This window comes from Actinoplanes sp. NPDC051851 (assembly GCF_040681165.1).
Classification (GTDB): Bacteria; Actinomycetota; Actinomycetes; order Mycobacteriales; family Micromonosporaceae; genus Actinoplanes.
Map to the genome: position 1 here is coordinate 105,779 of NZ_JBFAYF010000012.1, position 17,284 is coordinate 123,062.

Here is a 17,284-nt window from a genome sequence, read left to right on the forward strand (position 1 = left end):
AAGGCACGGCCGAGGGGTGCGGGGCCGGCCTGACGAGGAGCGCGCCCGCCGCGGGGGCGCCTCGATGATCTTCGATGGGGCAGCATGGGTGGGTGATCGAGAAGGAACTCTTCGTCCGGTGGGCGGCCAAGTCCCGGGACGCCCGTGTCTGGAGGCGGCCGGACGCCGTCGTGGTGGCCTCTCCGGGGCTGGCGCACTGGGATCGGCTGGTGCTCGGTGGGGACGCCGACGCGGTGGCCGGTCTGGTTCGTGAGGTTATGGCCGAGGTGGACGGGATGTTCCGGCCGTTCGGGAACGAGGACCTGGTGACGGCGGTGGTCGCGCGAGTGCCGGAGCTGGAGATGACCGCCCGGTTCGCCTGGATGGAGACGGTCGAGCCGGTGCGCCGGGGCGGTGAGAACCGGCCGGGCTGGCTCGCGCCCGGCGACGAGGCCGAGGTGGCGGCGCTGATCGCGGAGTCGTTCCCGGACAGCTACGCGCAGCCGGGGGATCCCGACGTGCGGCGCTGGGCCGGGATCCGGGACGCGGCCGGGCGGCTGGTCGCGGTGGCGGCGGACGCGTGGTCGACCGACGAGATCGGGTTCCTGGCGGGGGTGACCACGCATCCGGGCGCCCGGGGCCGGGGCCTGGCCGGGGAGCTGTGCGGCTTCATGACCGACGAGCTGCTCCGCGAGGGCCGGGAGCGGACCGCCCTGATCGTCGACTACGTCAACACGTCCGCGATCGCGACCTACCGGAAGCTGGGCTACTCGTCGGTGCCGGTCGCCGCGGCCCGCCGGGCGGTGTAGATCAGGTACTCCCACTCCATGGCGCCGGAGCCCTGGTCGAACCGTCTCGCCAGCTCGGCCAGGGTGTCGTCGAGCGCGGCGACCTTCCCGGGATCGTCCGCGATGAACCGGTAGACGGCGATGGTGGGGCCGTACCGGCTCTTGAAGTAGTCGCGGAACGCCTCGCCGTCGCCGAAGCCGGTGATCCGCAGGGTGCGGTGCTCGGTACGGACGTCGCGTACCCGATCCCCGAACAGCGCGGCCAGATGGGTGGGGTCGCCCCAGCGCGGCGGTGGCTGGGCGCCGGCGGGTGGTGGCGGGGCGTACGGCTTCATCGCGGCGAACATCTGCCCGATGAAGCCCTCCGGCGTCCAGTTGATCAGCCCGATGGTGCCGCCCGGACGGCAGACCCGCAGGAGCTCCCCGGCGGCCGCCTCGTGGTACGGCGCGAACATGACGCCGATGCAGGAGATCACCGCGTCGAAGGAGGCGCTGTCGAACGGCAGCGCCTCCGCGTCCGCCTGCTCCCAGCGGAGCTTGACGTCCCGGGCCGTGGCCAGTCGTTCCCCGACCGCGAGGAGCTCCGGGGTGAGATCACTGGCGGTGACCTCGGCGCCGGTGAGCGCGGCCGGGATCGCGGCGTTCCCGGTGCCCGCCGCCACGTCGAGAACGCTCTGCCCGGCCCCGATCCGGGCCGCCTCCACCAGGACCGGCCCGAGCGGCGCGACCAGCTCGGAGGCGACGGCCGGGTAGTCCCCGGACGCCCACATCGCGCGGTGCTTGACCTTCACGGCTGTTTCTGTGCTCGTCATGTCACCGACGGTAAGCATCTCGGCGCTCCCGAACCATGCCAAAGACGGGTTTCAGCCACTTCGTCCCCCGAACAGCGGACGGCCACCCGTGACCACCGGCCAGGGCTCCGGGCGTGCACTTCTGGCTGGTGTTCACGGGTGACCCCGCCGGAACCTGGCCGGCGGGGTCACCCGTGAGCGCCAGCCAGAAGCGTGGGTCAGGCGCTGATGCGGAACTTGGCGGAGAGCAGGGACGACGGGCGGGAACTGGGGCCGACCAGGAGCTCGAAGTCGCCGGGCTCGACCACGCGGCGGGCGTCCGATGTGACCAGGGAGCACGCCGGCGCCGGGATCGACAGCTCCACGGTCACGCTCTCGCCCGGCGGGACCACCACCTGGCGGTAGGACTTCAGCTCGCGCTGGGCCCAGGTCACGCTGGTGACCAGGTCGCTGACGTACGCCTGAACCGTCTCCAGGGACGGCCGGGAGCCGGTGTTGGTCAACCGGACCGAGGCCGCGATCATGCCGTCGGCCGTGACCTCCGGTTCGTCGACGGTCAGGCCGTCGTAGACGATCGTCGTGTAGCTCAGGCCGTCGCCGAAGACGAACGCCGGCTCCTGGGTGAGGTCCGCGTACCGGGTGCCGTGCTGGCCGCGTACCTGGTTGTAGTAGACCGGCTGCTGGCCCACATGCCGGGCCATCGAGATCGGCAGCCGGCCGCTCGGTTCGATCAGGCCGAGGAGGAGCTCGGCGATCGCCTGGCCGCCGCGCATGCCCGGGTTGAACGCCTGCACGATGGCGGCCGCGTGCAGGGCGGACGGCGGGAGCACCAGCGGCTTCGAGGCGATCAGGACCACGATCATCGGGGTGCCGGTGGCGGCGACCGCGTCGAGCAGCGCGATCTGGCCGCCGATCAGCTCCAGCGTGGCGGTCGACTTGTGCTCGCCGGTGAGGTCGACGGTGTCGCCGACCACCACGATCGCGTAGTCGGCGTCCTCGGCGAGCGCGGCGGCCTCGGCGATCTCCGCGGGGGACGCCGGGGCGGGGGAGAGGATCGGCGGGCGGGGCTGACCGTCCTGGAACGCCGGGCCCTCGGGGTCCGGGACGAGGCGCCCGATGGCGGCACCCCGGGCGGACCGGATCTCCCAGTGCGGGGCGGCCACCGCGCGGAGCCCGTCCAGCACGGTGGCGGTGAGCTCGCGCGGATGCCCGTCCGGCAGCCAGTCCACCTGCCCGGAGTCGCCGGCCCAGTCCCCGAGCTGCGCCGGCACGTCGTCCGCGTTGGGCCCGAGCACGGCGATCCGCCCGGCTCCGGAGAGCGGGAGCACCCCGTCGTTCTGGAGGAGCACCAGGGACCGCCGGGCCACCTCGAGGTTCAGGCCGGTGTGCTCGGCGCAGCCGATCACCTCGCGCTGGCGGTCCGGGTCCGGCGTGCGCGGGTTCTCGAACAGGCCCAGCTCGAACTTGAGGCGCAGGATGCGGCGTACCCCGGAATCCAGGGCGTCGGCGGGCAGCAGCCCGCGCCGCACCGCCTCCTGGGCCCCCTCGAAGAACGCGGGGGTTGTCATGATCATGTCGTTGCCGGCGGAGACCGCCACCGCCGACGCCTCCGCGTGGTCCGCGCAGACCCTCTGCTCCCAGACCATCCGGCCGACGTTGTCCCAATCGGTCACCAGCGTGCCGGTGAATCCCCACTCCTGCTTGAGCACATCGTTGAGGAGCCAGCGGCTCGCGGTGATCGGCACGCCGTCCATCGACTGGTAACCGAGCATGAAGACCCGGCAGCCTTCGCGCGCCGCCCGCTCGAACGGCGGCAGGAACCACGATCGCAACTTCCGGGGGCTGATGTCCGCCTCGCTGGCGTCCCGTCCGCCCTGCGTCTCGGAGTACCCGGCGAAGTGCTTCGCGGTGGCCAGGATCGCGGTCGGATCGGTGAGCCCGCCGCCCTGGTAACCCCGGATCATCGCGGCGCCGAGGTCGCCGATCAGCAGCGGATCCTCGCCGAACGTCTCGTCGACGCGTCCCCAGCGCAGGTCCCGGGCGATGCAGAGGACCGGCGAGAAGGTCTGGTGGATCCCGGTCGCGGAGACCTCCACGGCGGTCGCCCGGGCCACCCTCTCCAATAGGCCGGGGTCCCACGTTGCGGCCATCGCCAGCTGGGTCGGGAAGATCGTCGCGCCCGGCCAGAACGAGTGCCCGTGGATGCAGTCTTCCGCGGTGAGCACCGGAATTTTCAGTCTCGTGCGGGCCACCAGCTCGCCCGCCTCGATCAGCTTGGCGGGTGACGTGTGCAGGATCGACCCGGCCAGCTTCGCCAGGATGATCTCCGAGAGGTCCTGCCGGGCGTCCAGCTGCAGCATCTGCCCGGCCTTCTCGGCCAGCGTCATGCGCGCCAGCAGGTCCTCGACCCGTTCCTCGACGGGGAGGGTGGGGTTCTGGAACGGGAAATCTGCGGGCATTTGTCCTCCCCGGAGACGCCGGACGGCCGGCCGATGACGATGGCGAACTGATCGGAGTCTTCCAGTCCGGAACCGGTTCCGGCACCCCGCAACGGTTCCGGAACTTTCTAGAAAAACGTGATCGTAGGTAAGGACCGGGGAACCGGTGGAGGAACAACAGGAGCGCGGGCGGCGAATGCGCCGGGATCCCGGTAGGGTCCGAAGGAGGAATCAACGGATAGGAGTCTCTCAATCACTTCTAGTGATCAAGCCCAGACATTGAGGGGGAGAGCATGAGAGCCCTGAGAGGGACCGAAGAGGCCGTCGCCCACATCGCCGGCATCTGTTTCAAGACCGGCCCACCCCGCACGATCGGCGCCGAACTGGAGTGGACCCTGCACTGCGCGGGCGATCCCGCAGCCCCCGTCCCGCCCGGGGACCTCCGCGCCGCCCTCGGCCCGCACGCCCCCGCCAGCCTGGGGAATCCGGAGCCCGAGCCGCTGCCCGCCGGTGGCGCGGTCACCGTCGAACCCGGCGGTCAGGTCGAGATCTCCTCGGCGCCGGCCGGCTCCCTGACCGCCCTGTACGACGCCGTCTGCGCCGACCGCGAGTCACTGACCGAGCTGCTCGCCCGCCGGGGGCTGGTCCTCGGCGAGCACGGCATCGATCCGTATCGGTCACCGCGCCGGATTCTCGACACACCCCGCTACGCCGCGATGGAGCGGGCCTTCGACCGGCCCGGCCGCACCATGATGGGCAGCACCGCCGGCCTGCAGGTCTGCCTCGACGCGGGGGAGGGTGCGAGCGTGCCGCTCCGCTGGGCGGCGCTGCACGAGATCGGCCCGGCGCTGGTCGCGCTCTTCGCCAACTCCCGCACCCACGCCGGCCGGGACACCCGCTGGGCCTCCGCCCGGATGGCCGCCTGGCTGGGCATCGATCCCCGGCGCGCGGGCCCGGCCCACCCGGGCACGTCCGCGGACCCGGCCACCGCCTGGGCGCACTACGCACTCGCTTCACCCCTTCTCTGCGTACGCCGTGACCACGACCGCTGGGACGCGCCGCCCGGCGTGACCTTCGCCGACTGGATCACGGCCGGTGGTCTCGAGGAGCGCCGTGCCGGGCCGGGCCGGGTCGCGCTGCGCCGGGTCGGTACCCGCCGTGGCGGGACGCCCCGGACCAGCGACCACGTCGCCCGCCCGCCCACCCTCGCCGATCTCGACTACCACCTCGGCACCCTGTTCCCGCCGGTCCGCCCGCGTGGCTACCTGGAGGTCCGCTACCTGGACACCCAGCCGGGTGCGGAGTGGGTGGCCCCGGTCGCCGTGGTGGCGGCCCTGCTCGCCGACGACGCGACCACCGAGCGGGCCCGGGAACTGGTCCGGCCGGCCGCCGGCCGATGGCGGGCCGCCGCCCGGCTCGGACTGGCCGACCCGGTGATCCGGGTGGCGGCGGCCCGGGTGGCCGAACTCGCCTGCGCGCGGCTGGACCGCACGGGACTGCCGGAGCCGGTCCGGGCCGAGGTCGCCGGGGCGGTGTCCCGCCGACTCGACGCGGCGGTGGCCGGGAACGCCCGGCGCCGGGCGTACGCGACAGGAAGCCGGACCGGACGCCTCGCGAAAGGAAATGCGACATGACCCGGGACCTTCGACTGACGATCGCCGCGGAGCTCACCCGGGCCAGGGAGCGCACCGCGCTGCTGACCGGCGCGGTGGACTCCGACGACCTGGTCCGGCAGCACTCCCCGCTGATGTCGCCGCTGGTCTGGGATCTGGCGCACGTCGGTAACCAGGAGGAGCTCTGGCTGGTCCGCGACGTCGGCGGGCGCGAGCCGGTGCGCGAGGACATCGACCACCTCTACGACGCGTTCCAGCACGCCCGGCGCGACCGGCCGGCGTTGCCGCTGCTCGATCCGGGCGAGGCCCGGCGCTACGTGGCGCAGGTCCGGGAGAAGGCGCTCGACGTGCTGGACCGGGTCCGGCTGGACGACCGGCCCCTGGTCGATCAGGGGTTCGCGTTCGGGATGATCGTGCAGCACGAGCAGCAGCACGACGAGACCATGCTCGCCACCCATCAGCTGCGGGCGGGGGACCCGGTCCTGCCGTTCGCGCCCACGCCCCCGGGGAGCCACCGGGTGCGGGGTGAGGCGATGATCCCCGGTGGGCCGTTCACGATGGGGACGTCGACGGAGCCGTGGGCGCTGGACAACGAGCGCCCGGCGCACACCATCGACGTGCCCGCGTTCCTGATCGACGTGGCCCCGGTGACGAACCGGGACTTCAGCGCGTTCATCGACGCGAGCGGTTACGAGCGCCCCGAGTTCTGGAGCGAGCGAGGCTGGGCGCATCGGCTCTCGGCCGGACTCACGGCGCCGATGCACTGGGTCGGGGAGGGGCACTGCCGGCAGTTCGGCCGGATCGTTCCGATAAATCCGGACGAACCGGTCGTGCATGTCGGTTACTTCGAGGCGGAAGCGTACGCGGCGTGGGCCGGGAAGCGCCTCCCGACCGAGGCCGAATGGGAGAAGGCCGCCCGGTTCGACCCGGCGACCGAGCGCTCCCGGCGTTTTCCCTGGGGTGACGAGCCGCCCGGCCCGCAACACGCCAACCTCGGCCAGCGGCACCTCTCGCCCGCCCCGGTCGGCGCCTACCCGGCGGGCGCGTCGCCGCTCGGCGTCCACCAGCTGATCGGCGATGTCTGGGAGTGGACATCCTCCGGCTTCTCCGGCTACCCCGGGTTCTCCTCGTTCCCGTACCGCGAGTACTCCGAGGTCTTCTTCGGCGGCGACTACAGGGTGCTGCGCGGCGGCTCGTTCGGCACCGACGCGGCCGCCGTCCGGGGCACCTTCCGGAACTGGGACCACCCGATCCGGCGGCAGATCTTCAGTGGCTTCCGCTGCGCCCGGGACCTCACCTGATGTGCCGTCACCTGGCCTATCTCGGTCCGGCCGTACCGCTCTCGGCGTTCCTGCTCGACGCGCCGCACTCCCTGGCCAAGCAGGCCTGGGCACCCGCCGACATGCGGGGCGGCGGCACCGTCAACGCGGACGGCTTCGGCGTGGCGTGGTACCCGCGGGCCGGTCCGCCGGTCCGCTACCGCAGCGCCATGCCGATCTGGTCGGACGCCGCGCTACCCCGGCTCGCGGCGGTCACCCCGGCCTCCGCGATGCTCGCCGCGGTCCGCTCGGCCACCGTCGGCATGCCGGTGACGGAGAGTGCGGCCGCGCCGTTCGTCGACGGCCGCTGGCTCTTCAGTCACAACGGCGTGGTGCGGGGGTGGCCGCAATCGATCGCCGGCCTGGCGGCCGATCTCCCGATCGAGGACCTCCTGACGGCGGAGGCCCCGGTCGACGCGGTCACGCTCTTCTCCCTGGTACGCCACCAGATGCGGGCCGGCAAACGACCGGAGGAGGTGGTGCCCTCGCTGATCGCCGAGGTGGCCCGGGTCGCGCCGGACTCCCGGCTGAACCTGCTGCTCACCGACGGCACCCGGATCATCGCGACCACCTGGGGCCACGCCCTGTCGGTGCGCGCGGGCGACGGTGCCGTCCTGGTCAGCTCCGAGCCCCTCGACGACCACCCGTCCTGGCGACCCGTCCCCGACCGTCACCTGCTGGTCGCCACCCCGTCCTCTCTGTCCCTTACCCCGTTGGGAGATGGCTTCGATGGAGAAGTACCTCGACGAGCGTGACCTGGCCCGTTCCCTGCGCGACGACGTCCGCGCCGGTCTGAGCGGCACCCCGAAGACCCTGCCGCCGAAGTGGTTCTACGACGGCCGTGGCAGCACCCTCTTCGAGGAGATCACCCGGCTGCCGGAGTACTACCCGACGCGTACCGAACGGGCCGTGCTGGTCGAGCACGCCCCGGAGATCGCCCGCCTGGCCGAGGCGAAGACCCTGGTCGAGCTCGGTTCCGGCTCGTCCGAGAAGACCCGGCTGCTGCTCGACGCGATGCTGGAGCGCGGCACGCTGGGCCGGTTCGTCCCGCTCGACGTCTCCGAGCCGGCCCTGGTCGCCGCGGTCGCCGCGCTCACCGCCGCCTACCCGGGCCTGGCGATCAGCGGCGTGGTCGGCGACTACACCCGTCACCTGCGTCACCTGCCCGACGGCGACCACCGGATGGTCGCGTTCCTCGGCGGCACCATCGGCAACATGGTCCCCGGCGAGCGGGCCGCCTTCCTGACCGACCTGCGCTCCGTCCTGCACGAGGGCGAGTGGCTGCTGCTCGGCGCCGACCTGGTCAAGGACCCCGCCGTCCTGCTCCCCGCCTACGACGACGCCGCGGGCGTGACCGCCGAGTTCAACCGCAACGTCCTGCGCGTCATCAACCGTGCCCTCGCAGCCGACTTCACCCCCGGGGCCTTCGACCACGTGGCCGCCTGGAACCCGTCCCACGAATGGATCGAGATGCGCCTGCGCTCCCTGCGTCCGCAGCGGGTGCACATCCGCGACCTGTCCCTGGACCTCTCCTTCACCGAGGGCGAGGAGATCCGTACCGAGATCTCCACCAAGTTCCGCCGGGTGGGCCTCACCGCCGAGCTGGAGTCGGCCGGTTTCGCCATCCGCCACTGGTGGACCGACCCGCGTTCCTGGTTCGCCCTGACCTTGGCCCAAGCCGTCCACCCCTGAGCCGCCCCGGGTCAGGCCCTCCTCGCCGGAGCGCGCGGCCACCGCGTCCACCCCGGGCCGTAGCGCGCCTCCCGGTTCTGGCTGGTGTTCAGGGGTGTCTCACCGTTGTCGAGACACCCCTGATGGCTCATTCGGCGCGTATGCCCGTTTCCCGCCCCGTCCGCCGATCTTGACACGGCGCACGGCGCACGGCGCGAACGGCCCGGGCAGCGCGGGCCGTTCGCGCGAACGGCGCGTGCCGGGCCGCGGGCGCACACGAACGGCGCGGGCCGGGCCACGCGTGCACACGAACGGCGCATGCCGGGCCGCACGTGTACACGAACGACTCCGGCCGGGCGGCACGTGCACACCAACGACGCGGGCCGGGCCGCAGATGCACACGATCAACCCGGAACAGGGGCGACGGGTGCACGCCATCCATGATCATGTGCACGCACAGCCGCCATAGGGGCGCCCCGAGGACACGGACGGCGAACGTGGATCCCCACCGCCCCCACAGAGCATGATCGTGAACCTGGACCGCCCCCGGCCCACCCGCGACTCAATCGAAGATCACGAATCAATGTGGATCTTGACAGAGCAAACGCCCGGAGAGGGGGCCCACCCCATACCGGGGGAATCCCCCATCCCAACAGGCATCCTGCCCGAAAACGAGTGATCTTGGCAGGCCGCCTGTGGACAACGCCGTGTCGGGGCGAGAGCACGAACACGGGGCAGCACGACCGGGTGAGGGCCCTGGCCGAAATTGACCAGCGGGATCACCCCTGAACGCCGGCCATCGTGCTGTCCGGGCCCCGGTGGGTTTCGCGGAGATGGGGGTGTGTCGGGGGACGCGGAGTGACGATCGGGATGGTGGTTGCCGGAGGCAATGTGAGTTGATACGGTTCTCTGCATAGTCATGCGGAGGTGGGTATGGGAATCCGGGTCGCGGTCGCGGGAGCCAGTGGATACGCCGGGGGCGAGCTGCTGCGCCTGCTCGCCGGGCATCCTGAGTTCGAACTGGTGGCGGCTACCGCGCACAGTCAGGCCGGACAGCACGTGGCGTCGGTGCATCCGCAGCTCACCGGGCTGGACCTGACGCTCGGCAGCACGGACGCCGAGACGCTGGGCGAGGCCGACCTGGTGTTCCTCGCGCTGCCGCACGGGCAGTCCGCGAGCGTGGCGGCCCAGCTGCCGAGCGGGGTCAGGGTCGTCGACCTCGGCGCCGACTTCCGGCTGGAGAGCGCCGAGCAGTGGACCCGCTACTACGGCGGCGGGCACGCCGGCACCTGGACGTACGGGCTGCCCGAGCTGCCCGGTGCGCGGGAGGCGATCGCGGTGAGTGACCGGGTCGCCAACACCGGGTGCTATGCCGCCACGACGATCCTGGCGCTGGCCCCGCTGATCGCCGCGGGCGTCGCCGACCCGGAGGACGTGGTCGTGGTGGCCAGCTCCGGCACGTCGGGCGCCGGGCGCAACGCCAAGGTGAGCCTGCTCGCCAGCGAGATCATGGGCGACCTCTCGCCGTACAAGGTCGGCGCGCACCAGCACGTCGCCGAGATCAAGCAGGCCACCGGGGCCGCCTCGCTCTCGATGACGCCGATCCTGGCGCCGATGCCGCGGGGCATCCTGGCGACGGTGACGGCGAAGCGGAGGAACGGCGGCGACCCGCGCGAGGCACTCCAGGCGGCGTACGCCGGAGACGCCTTCGTCCACGTGCTGCCGGAGGGCGTCTGGCCGCACACCGCGGCGACCGCCGGCTCCAACTCGTGCCACCTGCAGGCCACGGTCGACGTCGACTCCGGCCGCATCATCGTCGTCAGCGCGCTGGACAACCTCGGCAAGGGCGCCGCGGGCCAGGCCGTACAGAACGCGAACATCATGGTCGGCCTGCCGGAGACGACGGGCCTGAGTGTCTACGGAGTCGCTCCATGACCGTCACCCAGCCCAAGGGCTTCCGCGCGTCCGGCGTCGCCGCCGGGCTCAAGGCCAGCGGCAACCCCGACGTCGCCCTCGTCGTCAACGACGGCCCGGACTTCACCGCGGCCGGCGTCTTCACCGGCAACCGGGTCAAGGCCGCGCCGGTGCTCTGGAGCCAGCAGGTGCTCAAGGGCGGCGTGATCCGCGCGGTGGTCCTCAACTCCGGCGGCGCCAACGCGTGCACCGGCTCGCAGGGCTTCCGGGACACGCACAGCACCGCCGAGCACACCGCCACCGTGTTGCGGACCACCGGTGCCAAGCCGGTGATGATCGGCCCCGGTGACGTCGCGGTCTGCTCGACCGGCCTGATCGGCGAGCTGCTGCCGATGGACAAGCTGCTGCCGGGCGTGAACGCGGCCGCCAAGGCGCTCGCCACCGACGGCGGGCCGAGGGCCGCTGAGGCGATCATGACCACCGACACGGTGGCCAAGAACGCGGTGGCACAGCGCGAGGGCTGGTCGGTCGGCGGCATCGCCAAGGGCGCCGGCATGCTGGCCCCGGCGCTGGCCACCATGCTCGTGGTGATCACCACGGACGCGTCGGCCGACAACGAGACGCTCGACGCGGCGCTGCGCGCGGCCACCCGGGTCACCTTCGACCGGATCGACGCGGACGGCTGCATGTCGACCAACGACACCGTGCTGCTGCTGGCGAGCGGCGCCTCGGACCGGCAGCCGACGCTCGCCGAGCTGACCGCCGCGGTCACCGATGTCTGCCACGACCTGGCCCAGCAGCTGATCGCCGACGCCGAGGGCGCCACCAAGCACATCGCGATCGAGGTCGCGGGCGCGGCCAGCGAGGCCGACGCGGTGCAGGTGGGCCGCTCGGTCGCGGGGAACAACCTGGTCAAGACGGCGTTCTTCGGCAACGACCCGAACTGGGGCCGGATCCTCGCCGCGGTCGGCACCACGACCGCCGCCTTCGAGCCGGACCGGATCGACGTGGCCATCAACGGTGTGTGGGTCTGCAGGAACGGCGCCGCCGCCGAGGACCGGAACAAGGTCGACCTCTCCGGGCGGGACGTCAGGGTGACGATCCACCTGCACGAGGGCGAGATGAACGCGACGATCTGGACCACCGACCTGTCGCACGCGTACGTCCACGAGAACTCGGCGTACTCCTCATGAAGGCCGCCAAGAAGGCGGAGATCCTGATCGAGGCGCTGCCCTGGCTGGAGCGTTTCCACGGTGCGACCATCGTGGTCAAGTACGGCGGGAACGCCATGATCGACCCGGAGCTCCAGCGGGCGTTCGCGGCGGACATGGTGTTCCTGCGGCACGTCGGCATCAAGCCGGTCGTGGTGCACGGCGGCGGGCCGCAGATCAACCGGATGCTCAAGCGGGTCGGCATCGAGTCGGAGTTCCGCGGCGGGCTGCGGGTCACCACCCCGGAGACCATGGAGATCGTCCGGATGGTGCTGACCGGCCAGGTCGGGCGCGAGCTGGTCGGCCTGATCAACCAGCACGGGCCGTACGCGGTCGGCCTCTCCGGTGAGGACGCGGGGCTCTTCACCGCGGTCCGCCGGGGCGCGATGATCGACGGCGAGGAGGTCGACATCGGTCAGGTCGGCGACGTCGACCGGGTGAACACCTCCGCGGTGGACGACCTGATCGCGGCGGGCCGGATCCCGGTGATCGCCACGGTCGCCCCGGACGCGGACGGCCTGCTGCACAACGTGAACGCCGACACCGCAGCCTCGGCGCTCGCGGTCGCGCTCGGCGCCCGCAAGCTGGTGGTGCTGACCGACGTGCCGGGCCTCTACACGAACTGGCCGGACACCTCCTCGCTGACCAGTGAGATCGACGCGGACGCGCTCGCGAAGCTGCTGCCGTCGCTGGAGTCGGGGATGGTGCCCAAGATGGAGGCGTGCCTGCGCGCGGTGCGTGGCGGGGTCCCCTCCGCACACGTCGTCGACGGCCGGGTCGCCCACTCGACGTTGCTCGAAGTCTTCACGGAAGAAGGATTCGGAACCATGGTGGTCCCCCAATGAGCACTCTGCCGGAACGCTGGCAGCAGACGATGATGAGCAACTACGGCACCCCGTCGATCGGCCTGGTCCGCGGCGAGGGCGCGGTGCTCACCGCCGAGGACGGGAAGCAGTACACCGACTTCCTCGGCGGCATCGCGGTCAACGCCCTCGGCCACGCCCACCCCGCCGTGGTCGCCGCGGTCACCAGCCAGATCCAGCAGCTGGGACACGTCTCCAACCTGTACGTCTCGGAGCCCTCCCTGGCCCTGGCCGAGCTGCTGCTGGCGCTCGCCGGGCGCCCCGGCCGGGTGCTGTTCTGCAACTCCGGCGCCGAGGCGAACGAGGCCGCCTTCAAGATCTCCCGGCTGACCGGGCGCACCCACGTGGTCGCCACCGACGGCGCCTTCCACGGCCGGACCATGGGCGCGCTGGCGCTGACCGGGCAGCCGTCGAAGCAGGCGCCGTTCCTGCCGCTGCCCGGGGACGTGACCCATGTCGAGTACGGCGACGTGGCCGCTCTGGAGAACGCGGTCACCGGTCGTACCGCAATGGTGATCCTGGAACCGATCCAGGGGGAGAACGGCGTGGTCGTCCCGCCCGCCGGCTACCTCGCCGCGGCCCGGGAGATCTGCACGCGCAACGGTGCCCTGCTCGCCCTCGACGAGATCCAGACCGGCGTCGGCCGGACCGGGCACTGGTTCCACCACCAGAGTGAGGGCGTCGAGCCGGACATCGTGACCCTGGCCAAGGGCCTCGGCGGCGGCCTGCCGCTGGGCGCCTGCATCGCGTTCGGCGAGACCGGTGAGCTGTTCCAGCCCGGCATGCACGGCAGCACCTTCGCCGGCAACCCGGTCTCCTGCGCGGCCGGCCTCGCGGTGATCCGGACGATCGCCAACGAGGGCCTGCTCGACCACGTCAAGCGGGTCGGCGAGCAGCTGCGCCGCGGCATCGAGGGGCTGAACCACCCGCTCGTGAAGCACGTCCGCGGCGCCGGCCTGCTGCTCGGCATCGTCTTCAACGGTCCGGTCTCCGCCGATGTCGCGGCGAAGCTGACCGACGCCGGGTTCCTCGTGAACGCGGCCAAGCCGGACGTGATCCGGCTCGCCCCGCCCCTGATCATCTCCTCCGATCAGGCGGACGCCCTGATCGCTGCCCTGGACGGTATCCGGTGACCACCCGCCACTTGCTCCGCGACGACGACCTGACCCCGCAGGAACAGTCGGACGTCCTCGACCTGGCCGCCCAGATGAAGGCGAACCGGTTCGGCTACACGCCGCTCGCCGGGCCCCGCTCGGTCGCGGTCTTCTTCGACAAGGCCAGCCTGCGCACCCGGCTCTCGTTCGAGGCCGGCATCGCCGAGCTGGGCGGTCAGCCGATCATCGTGGACACCCAGAACACCCACTTCGGCCGCGGCGAGAGCCTCGCCGACGCCGGTAAGGTCGTCGCCCGGTACGTCTCCGCCATGGTCTACCGCACCCACGGCGACGAGCGCCTCTCCGAGCTGGCCTCGGGCGTCAAGGTCCCGGTGATCAACGCGCTCTCCGACGGGTACCACCCGTGCCAGCTCCTCGCCGACCTGCAGACCGTCCGGGAGCGGCTGGGCGGCACGGCCGGGCGGGTTCTGGCGTACGTCGGCGACGCGGCGAACAACATGGCGCACTCGTACCTGCTGGCCGGGGCGACCGCCGGGATGCACGTCCGGGTGGCCGGCCCGTCCGGTTTCGACCCGGCGCCCTCCGTGGTGAGCCGGGCCGCCGAGATCGCCGCGTGGACCGGGGGCTCGGTCGAGGTGCTCCGCGACCCGCGCGAGGCGGCGGACGGCGCGCACGTGCTCGCCACCGACACCTGGACGTCGATGGGTCAGGAGGAGGACGGCAAGGACCGGCTCACCCCGTTCTGGCCGTACCAGCTCAACGCCGCGCTGCTCAAGGTGGCCGCGCCCGAGGCGATCGTGCTGCACTGCCTGCCCGCGCACCGCGGCGAGGAGATCACCGACGAGGTGATGGACGGGCCGCAGAGCGCCGTCTTCGACCAGGCGGAGAACCGGCTGCACGCGCAGAAGGCCCTGCTCACCTGGCTGCTGGCGGTGAACGAGGAGCAGGGGAAAGCATGAGCTCTCCGGTGACTCGCGCGGGGCGGCACGCCCGGATCGTCGAACTGATCCGGAGCCGGACCGTGCACTCGCAGACCGAGTTGGCCGACCTGCTCGCCGCCGAGGGCGTGCAGGTCACCCAGGCCACGCTCTCGCGTGACCTGGAGGAGCTGAACGCGGTCAAGGTGAGCGGCGCCTACCTGATCCCGGAGGACGGCAAGCGCCCCCTGCGCGAGACCACCGGACAGGGCCCGGCCCGGCTGATCCGGCTGCTCAAGGAATTGCTCACCGGCGTGGACTCCAGCGGCAACATCGCGGTGCTGCGCACCCCGCCGGGCGCCGCGCAGTTCCTGGCCAGCGCGCTGGACCGGTCCGGCCTCTCGGACGTCGTCGGCACCATCGCCGGCGACGACACCATCCTCGTCGTGGCCCGCGACGACGGCGCCGCGCTCGCTGAGAAGCTCGGCAACTGGAGCCGGGCCGAGTCAGATCACCGTGAGGAACACTGATGACCTTTACCCCCGCGGTGGAGACCCGGTTCCCGGACTTCGCCGACCACACCGGCAAGCTCGCCGGGCTCGGCGTGGAGTTCTTCCTCGCCTCCAACGAGACGGTACGGCCGCACCTCAACGAGCAGCCGTACGGCCACAAGCTGAGCTGGCTCGACTTCACCGACACCGCCGAGAAGGACTGGTCGATCCGGGACTTCCTGAACTACTTCAACGTGATCAACGGCATCGCGTTCGGTGACCGGGGTATCCCGATGCCGCAGTGGGTGATGGTCGACCTGATCCTGATGCCGGCCGCGGCGATCATCGCGGGCCTGCCGCAGGACGAGTTCGCGGCGATGGTGGAGCGCTCCACGTTCCGCTTCGACACCGACGTCAAGCAGCTGCTGCGCAAGGTGCAGTCGGACATGAAGGAGAGCGGGTACCGCGGGCCGGTCCCGGTCGGCGGGTACTGCGCGGCGCCCTCGGCCGAGCCGGGTCGCTGGGTCGGCTGGTCGCTCTGGTCGCTGATGCCGGCCGTCGGGCTGGGCCGGGCGGCCAAGGCGCTGGCGCTCTCCTCGTACCGGGCGCAGAAGCTGGACGGCGTCACCCAGTACGACAACAGCGCCCTCAAGGTGCACACCGAGTTCGGCGCGCTGAAGGTGCTGGTCGCCACCGTGCCGTTCCACACATCCCCGGGCTCGTTCGTCTACCAGAGCGACCTGACCCTCCCCGCCGGGGGAGACTTGCCCGAGCCGAGTTTCCTGCTCGACCCCTTCGACTACGTCCGCCAGCGGGCGATGCAGAAGCAGATCGAGGCGGGCCGCTCGGAGTTCTATGTCCTGCCGCCCGGTCACGTCCGACGGGACGGTAAGACATATGTACCGATTCTCGAGAAGGAACTGCCCCGATGACCAAGCGCAAGATCGTTCTCGCCTTCTCCGGCGGGCTGGACACCTCGTACGCCCTCGTGGACTTCCGCGAGAAGGGCTGGGACGTGGTGACCGCGAACGTCGACACCGGTGGCCTGCACAGCGGTGAGGCCGACGTCGTCCGGGCCCGCGCCGAGGAGCTGGGTGCCGTCGAGCACCACGTCGTCGACGCGCGCGCCGAGCTCTACGACCGGGTCGTCACGTACGCGATCAAGGCGAACTACCTGCGCAACGGCGCCTACCCGTCGTGCGTCGGCGCCGAGCGGCTGATCCAGGCGGAGAAGGTCGTCGGGGTGGCGCTGGCGGTCGGCGCGGACGCGGTGGCGCACGGCTCGACCGGTGCCGGCGCGGACCACGTCCGCTACGACGCGGTCATCCGTGCCCTGGCTCCGCATCTGGAGATCATCACTCCGGTACGCGACGAGCGGCTGATCCGCGAGGAGGAGGCCGAGTTCCTGCGCAGCCGGGGCTACGCGGTCTCCGAGAAGGTCAAGAAGTACTCGATCAACGAGGGCCTGATCGGCACCTCGATCGGCGGCGAGGAGACGTACGGCTCCTGGGAGTACCTCCCCGAGGACGCGTGGACGTACACGAAGTCGATCGCCGACGCGCCCGAGCAGGGCGTCGAGCTGCACCTCACCTTCGAGAAGGGCGAGGTCAAGGCCGCCACCGTCGACGGCGAGCCGCTCGTGGGCGCCGGTGCGGAGAACTTCGAGATCCTGCAGAAGCTCAACACGCTCGGCGGCGAGCACGGCGTCGGCCGCGGCATCCACATGGGCTCGACCATGGTCGGCAACCTGGCCCGGGTCGGCTTCGAGGCCCCCGGCATGCTGATCCTGATCGCGGCGCACCGGGAGCTGGAGAAGCTGGTCCTCTCCAACCGGCAGCAGTCGACCAAGGCCACCCTCGGCAACACGTACGGTGACCTGCTCCACGAGGCCGTCTACTTCGACCCGATCATGGACGACTTCCGGGCGTTCCTGGACTCCAGCCAGACCCGGGTCACCGGTACCGTCCGTGTCCTGCTCCACAAGGGCAACATCGTCCTGCTCGGCAGCCGGAGCCCGCACAGCCTGCTCGACGCGGCCACCCGTTCCGGCGTCGTCTACGGCCACGGCTCCTCGGCGTGGACCGGCGAGCAGGCCCGCGCCTTCGCCCACATGTACGCGGTCCCCGGCGCCATCGCCCGCGCCGCCGCCCAGCCCGCCGAGTGACCGTCACGCC

15 protein-coding genes are annotated in these 17,284 nt (G+C 71.8%); 13 read left to right on the plus strand and 2 right to left on the minus strand.

The window, feature by feature from the left end:
- The first annotated feature begins 92 nt into the window (after positions 1-92).
- On the plus strand, positions 93-788 hold the full coding sequence (locus tag AB0M08_RS14935) for a GNAT family N-acetyltransferase (RefSeq protein ID WP_364492747.1): 696 nt from the start codon (positions 93-95) through the stop codon (positions 786-788).
- Here the strand turns inward: AB0M08_RS14935 and AB0M08_RS14940 are convergent.
- Positions 746-1,579, minus strand: a complete 834-nt coding sequence (locus AB0M08_RS14940) for a class I SAM-dependent methyltransferase (RefSeq protein ID WP_364492749.1) — start codon at positions 1,577-1,579, stop codon at positions 746-748. The genes AB0M08_RS14935 and AB0M08_RS14940 overlap by 43 nt on opposite strands.
- Positions 1,580-1,776: 197 nt before the next feature.
- Positions 1,777-4,017 carry a glycoside hydrolase family 3 N-terminal domain-containing protein gene (locus AB0M08_RS14945; RefSeq protein ID WP_364492751.1) on the minus strand — a complete coding sequence of 747 codons (2,241 nt, stop codon included), beginning with the start codon at positions 4,015-4,017 and terminating at the stop codon, positions 1,777-1,779.
- A 272-nt stretch (positions 4,018-4,289) separates the two neighbouring features.
- On the opposite strand from AB0M08_RS14945, the gene AB0M08_RS14950 reads away from it, so the two are divergent.
- The 12 genes from AB0M08_RS14950 (at position 4,290) to argG (ending at position 17,274) form a co-directional block, all read left to right on the plus strand.
- The gene (locus AB0M08_RS14950) at positions 4,290-5,630 is read left to right on the plus strand and encodes a glutamate-cysteine ligase family protein (RefSeq protein WP_364492753.1); all 1,341 of its coding nucleotides are present in this window, start codon (positions 4,290-4,292) and stop codon (positions 5,628-5,630) included.
- Positions 5,627-6,910, plus strand: coding sequence for an ergothioneine biosynthesis protein EgtB (egtB, locus tag AB0M08_RS14955; protein ID WP_364492755.1), 1,284 nt, complete (start codon positions 5,627-5,629; stop codon positions 6,908-6,910). Before AB0M08_RS14950 ends, egtB begins: the two co-directional genes overlap by 4 nt.
- Positions 6,910-7,683, plus strand: coding sequence for an ergothioneine biosynthesis protein EgtC (gene egtC, locus AB0M08_RS14960; RefSeq protein WP_364492757.1), 774 nt, complete (start codon positions 6,910-6,912; stop codon positions 7,681-7,683). Before egtB ends, egtC begins: the two co-directional genes overlap by 1 nt.
- Positions 7,649-8,620 (plus strand): L-histidine N(alpha)-methyltransferase, encoded by a 972-nt coding sequence (egtD, locus tag AB0M08_RS14965; RefSeq protein WP_364492759.1) that lies wholly within the window; start codon positions 7,649-7,651, stop codon positions 8,618-8,620. Before egtC ends, egtD begins: the two co-directional genes overlap by 35 nt.
- 912 nt (positions 8,621-9,532) lie before the next feature.
- A complete protein-coding gene (gene argC, locus AB0M08_RS14970) occupies positions 9,533-10,534 on the plus strand; it encodes an N-acetyl-gamma-glutamyl-phosphate reductase (protein WP_364492761.1) in 1,002 nt (333 codons plus the stop codon).
- Positions 10,531-11,706, plus strand: coding sequence for a bifunctional glutamate N-acetyltransferase/amino-acid acetyltransferase ArgJ (argJ, locus tag AB0M08_RS14975; RefSeq protein WP_364492762.1), 1,176 nt, complete (start codon positions 10,531-10,533; stop codon positions 11,704-11,706). The genes argC and argJ overlap by 4 nt, the downstream gene beginning before the upstream one ends.
- Positions 11,703-12,569 carry an acetylglutamate kinase gene (gene argB, locus AB0M08_RS14980; RefSeq protein WP_364492764.1) on the plus strand — a complete coding sequence of 289 codons (867 nt, stop codon included), beginning with the start codon at positions 11,703-11,705 and terminating at the stop codon, positions 12,567-12,569. The genes argJ and argB overlap by 4 nt, the downstream gene beginning before the upstream one ends.
- Entirely contained in the window at positions 12,566-13,720 is a 1,155-nt protein-coding gene (locus AB0M08_RS14985) for an acetylornithine transaminase (RefSeq protein WP_364492766.1), read from the plus strand. The genes argB and AB0M08_RS14985 overlap by 4 nt, the downstream gene beginning before the upstream one ends.
- Complete coding sequence (argF, locus tag AB0M08_RS14990; protein ID WP_364492768.1) at positions 13,717-14,661, plus strand: ornithine carbamoyltransferase; 945 nt, start codon at positions 13,717-13,719, stop codon at positions 14,659-14,661. Before AB0M08_RS14985 ends, argF begins: the two co-directional genes overlap by 4 nt.
- Complete coding sequence (locus tag AB0M08_RS14995; protein WP_364492770.1) at positions 14,658-15,149, plus strand: arginine repressor; 492 nt, start codon at positions 14,658-14,660, stop codon at positions 15,147-15,149. The genes argF and AB0M08_RS14995 overlap by 4 nt, the downstream gene beginning before the upstream one ends.
- Positions 15,149-16,042 (plus strand): hypothetical protein, encoded by an 894-nt coding sequence (locus tag AB0M08_RS15000; protein WP_364492772.1) that lies wholly within the window; start codon positions 15,149-15,151, stop codon positions 16,040-16,042. The genes AB0M08_RS14995 and AB0M08_RS15000 overlap by 1 nt, the downstream gene beginning before the upstream one ends.
- A complete protein-coding gene (gene argG, locus AB0M08_RS15005) occupies positions 16,039-17,274 on the plus strand; it encodes an argininosuccinate synthase (RefSeq protein ID WP_364492774.1) in 1,236 nt (411 codons plus the stop codon). The genes AB0M08_RS15000 and argG overlap by 4 nt, the downstream gene beginning before the upstream one ends.
- The last annotated feature ends 10 nt before the right edge of the window (positions 17,275-17,284 follow it).

What these genes read in the sequence shown, in the direction of transcription:
- AB0M08_RS14940 (WP_364492749.1), bottom strand. Translation starts at nt 1,579, where the DNA reads ATGACGAGCACAGAAACAGCCGTGAAGGTCAAGCACCGCGCGATGTGG.
- AB0M08_RS14945 (WP_364492751.1), bottom strand. Translation starts at nt 4,017, where the DNA reads ATGCCCGCAGATTTCCCGTTCCAGAACCCCACCCTCCCCGTCGAGGAA.
- AB0M08_RS14950 (WP_364492753.1), top strand. Translation starts at nt 4,290, where the DNA reads ATGAGAGCCCTGAGAGGGACCGAAGAGGCCGTCGCCCACATCGCCGGC.
- egtB (WP_364492755.1), top strand. Translation starts at nt 5,627, where the DNA reads ATGACCCGGGACCTTCGACTGACGATCGCCGCGGAGCTCACCCGGGCC.
- egtC (WP_364492757.1), top strand. Translation starts at nt 6,910, where the DNA reads ATGTGCCGTCACCTGGCCTATCTCGGTCCGGCCGTACCGCTCTCGGCG.
- egtD (WP_364492759.1), top strand. Translation starts at nt 7,649, where the DNA reads ATGGCTTCGATGGAGAAGTACCTCGACGAGCGTGACCTGGCCCGTTCC.
- argC (WP_364492761.1), top strand. Translation starts at nt 9,533, where the DNA reads ATGGGAATCCGGGTCGCGGTCGCGGGAGCCAGTGGATACGCCGGGGGC.
- argJ (WP_364492762.1), top strand. Translation starts at nt 10,531, where the DNA reads ATGACCGTCACCCAGCCCAAGGGCTTCCGCGCGTCCGGCGTCGCCGCC.
- argB (WP_364492764.1), top strand. Translation starts at nt 11,703, where the DNA reads ATGAAGGCCGCCAAGAAGGCGGAGATCCTGATCGAGGCGCTGCCCTGG.
- AB0M08_RS14985 (WP_364492766.1), top strand. Translation starts at nt 12,566, where the DNA reads ATGAGCACTCTGCCGGAACGCTGGCAGCAGACGATGATGAGCAACTAC.
- AB0M08_RS14995 (WP_364492770.1), top strand. Translation starts at nt 14,658, where the DNA reads ATGAGCTCTCCGGTGACTCGCGCGGGGCGGCACGCCCGGATCGTCGAA.
- AB0M08_RS15000 (WP_364492772.1), top strand. Translation starts at nt 15,149, where the DNA reads ATGACCTTTACCCCCGCGGTGGAGACCCGGTTCCCGGACTTCGCCGAC.
- argG (WP_364492774.1), top strand. Translation starts at nt 16,039, where the DNA reads ATGACCAAGCGCAAGATCGTTCTCGCCTTCTCCGGCGGGCTGGACACC.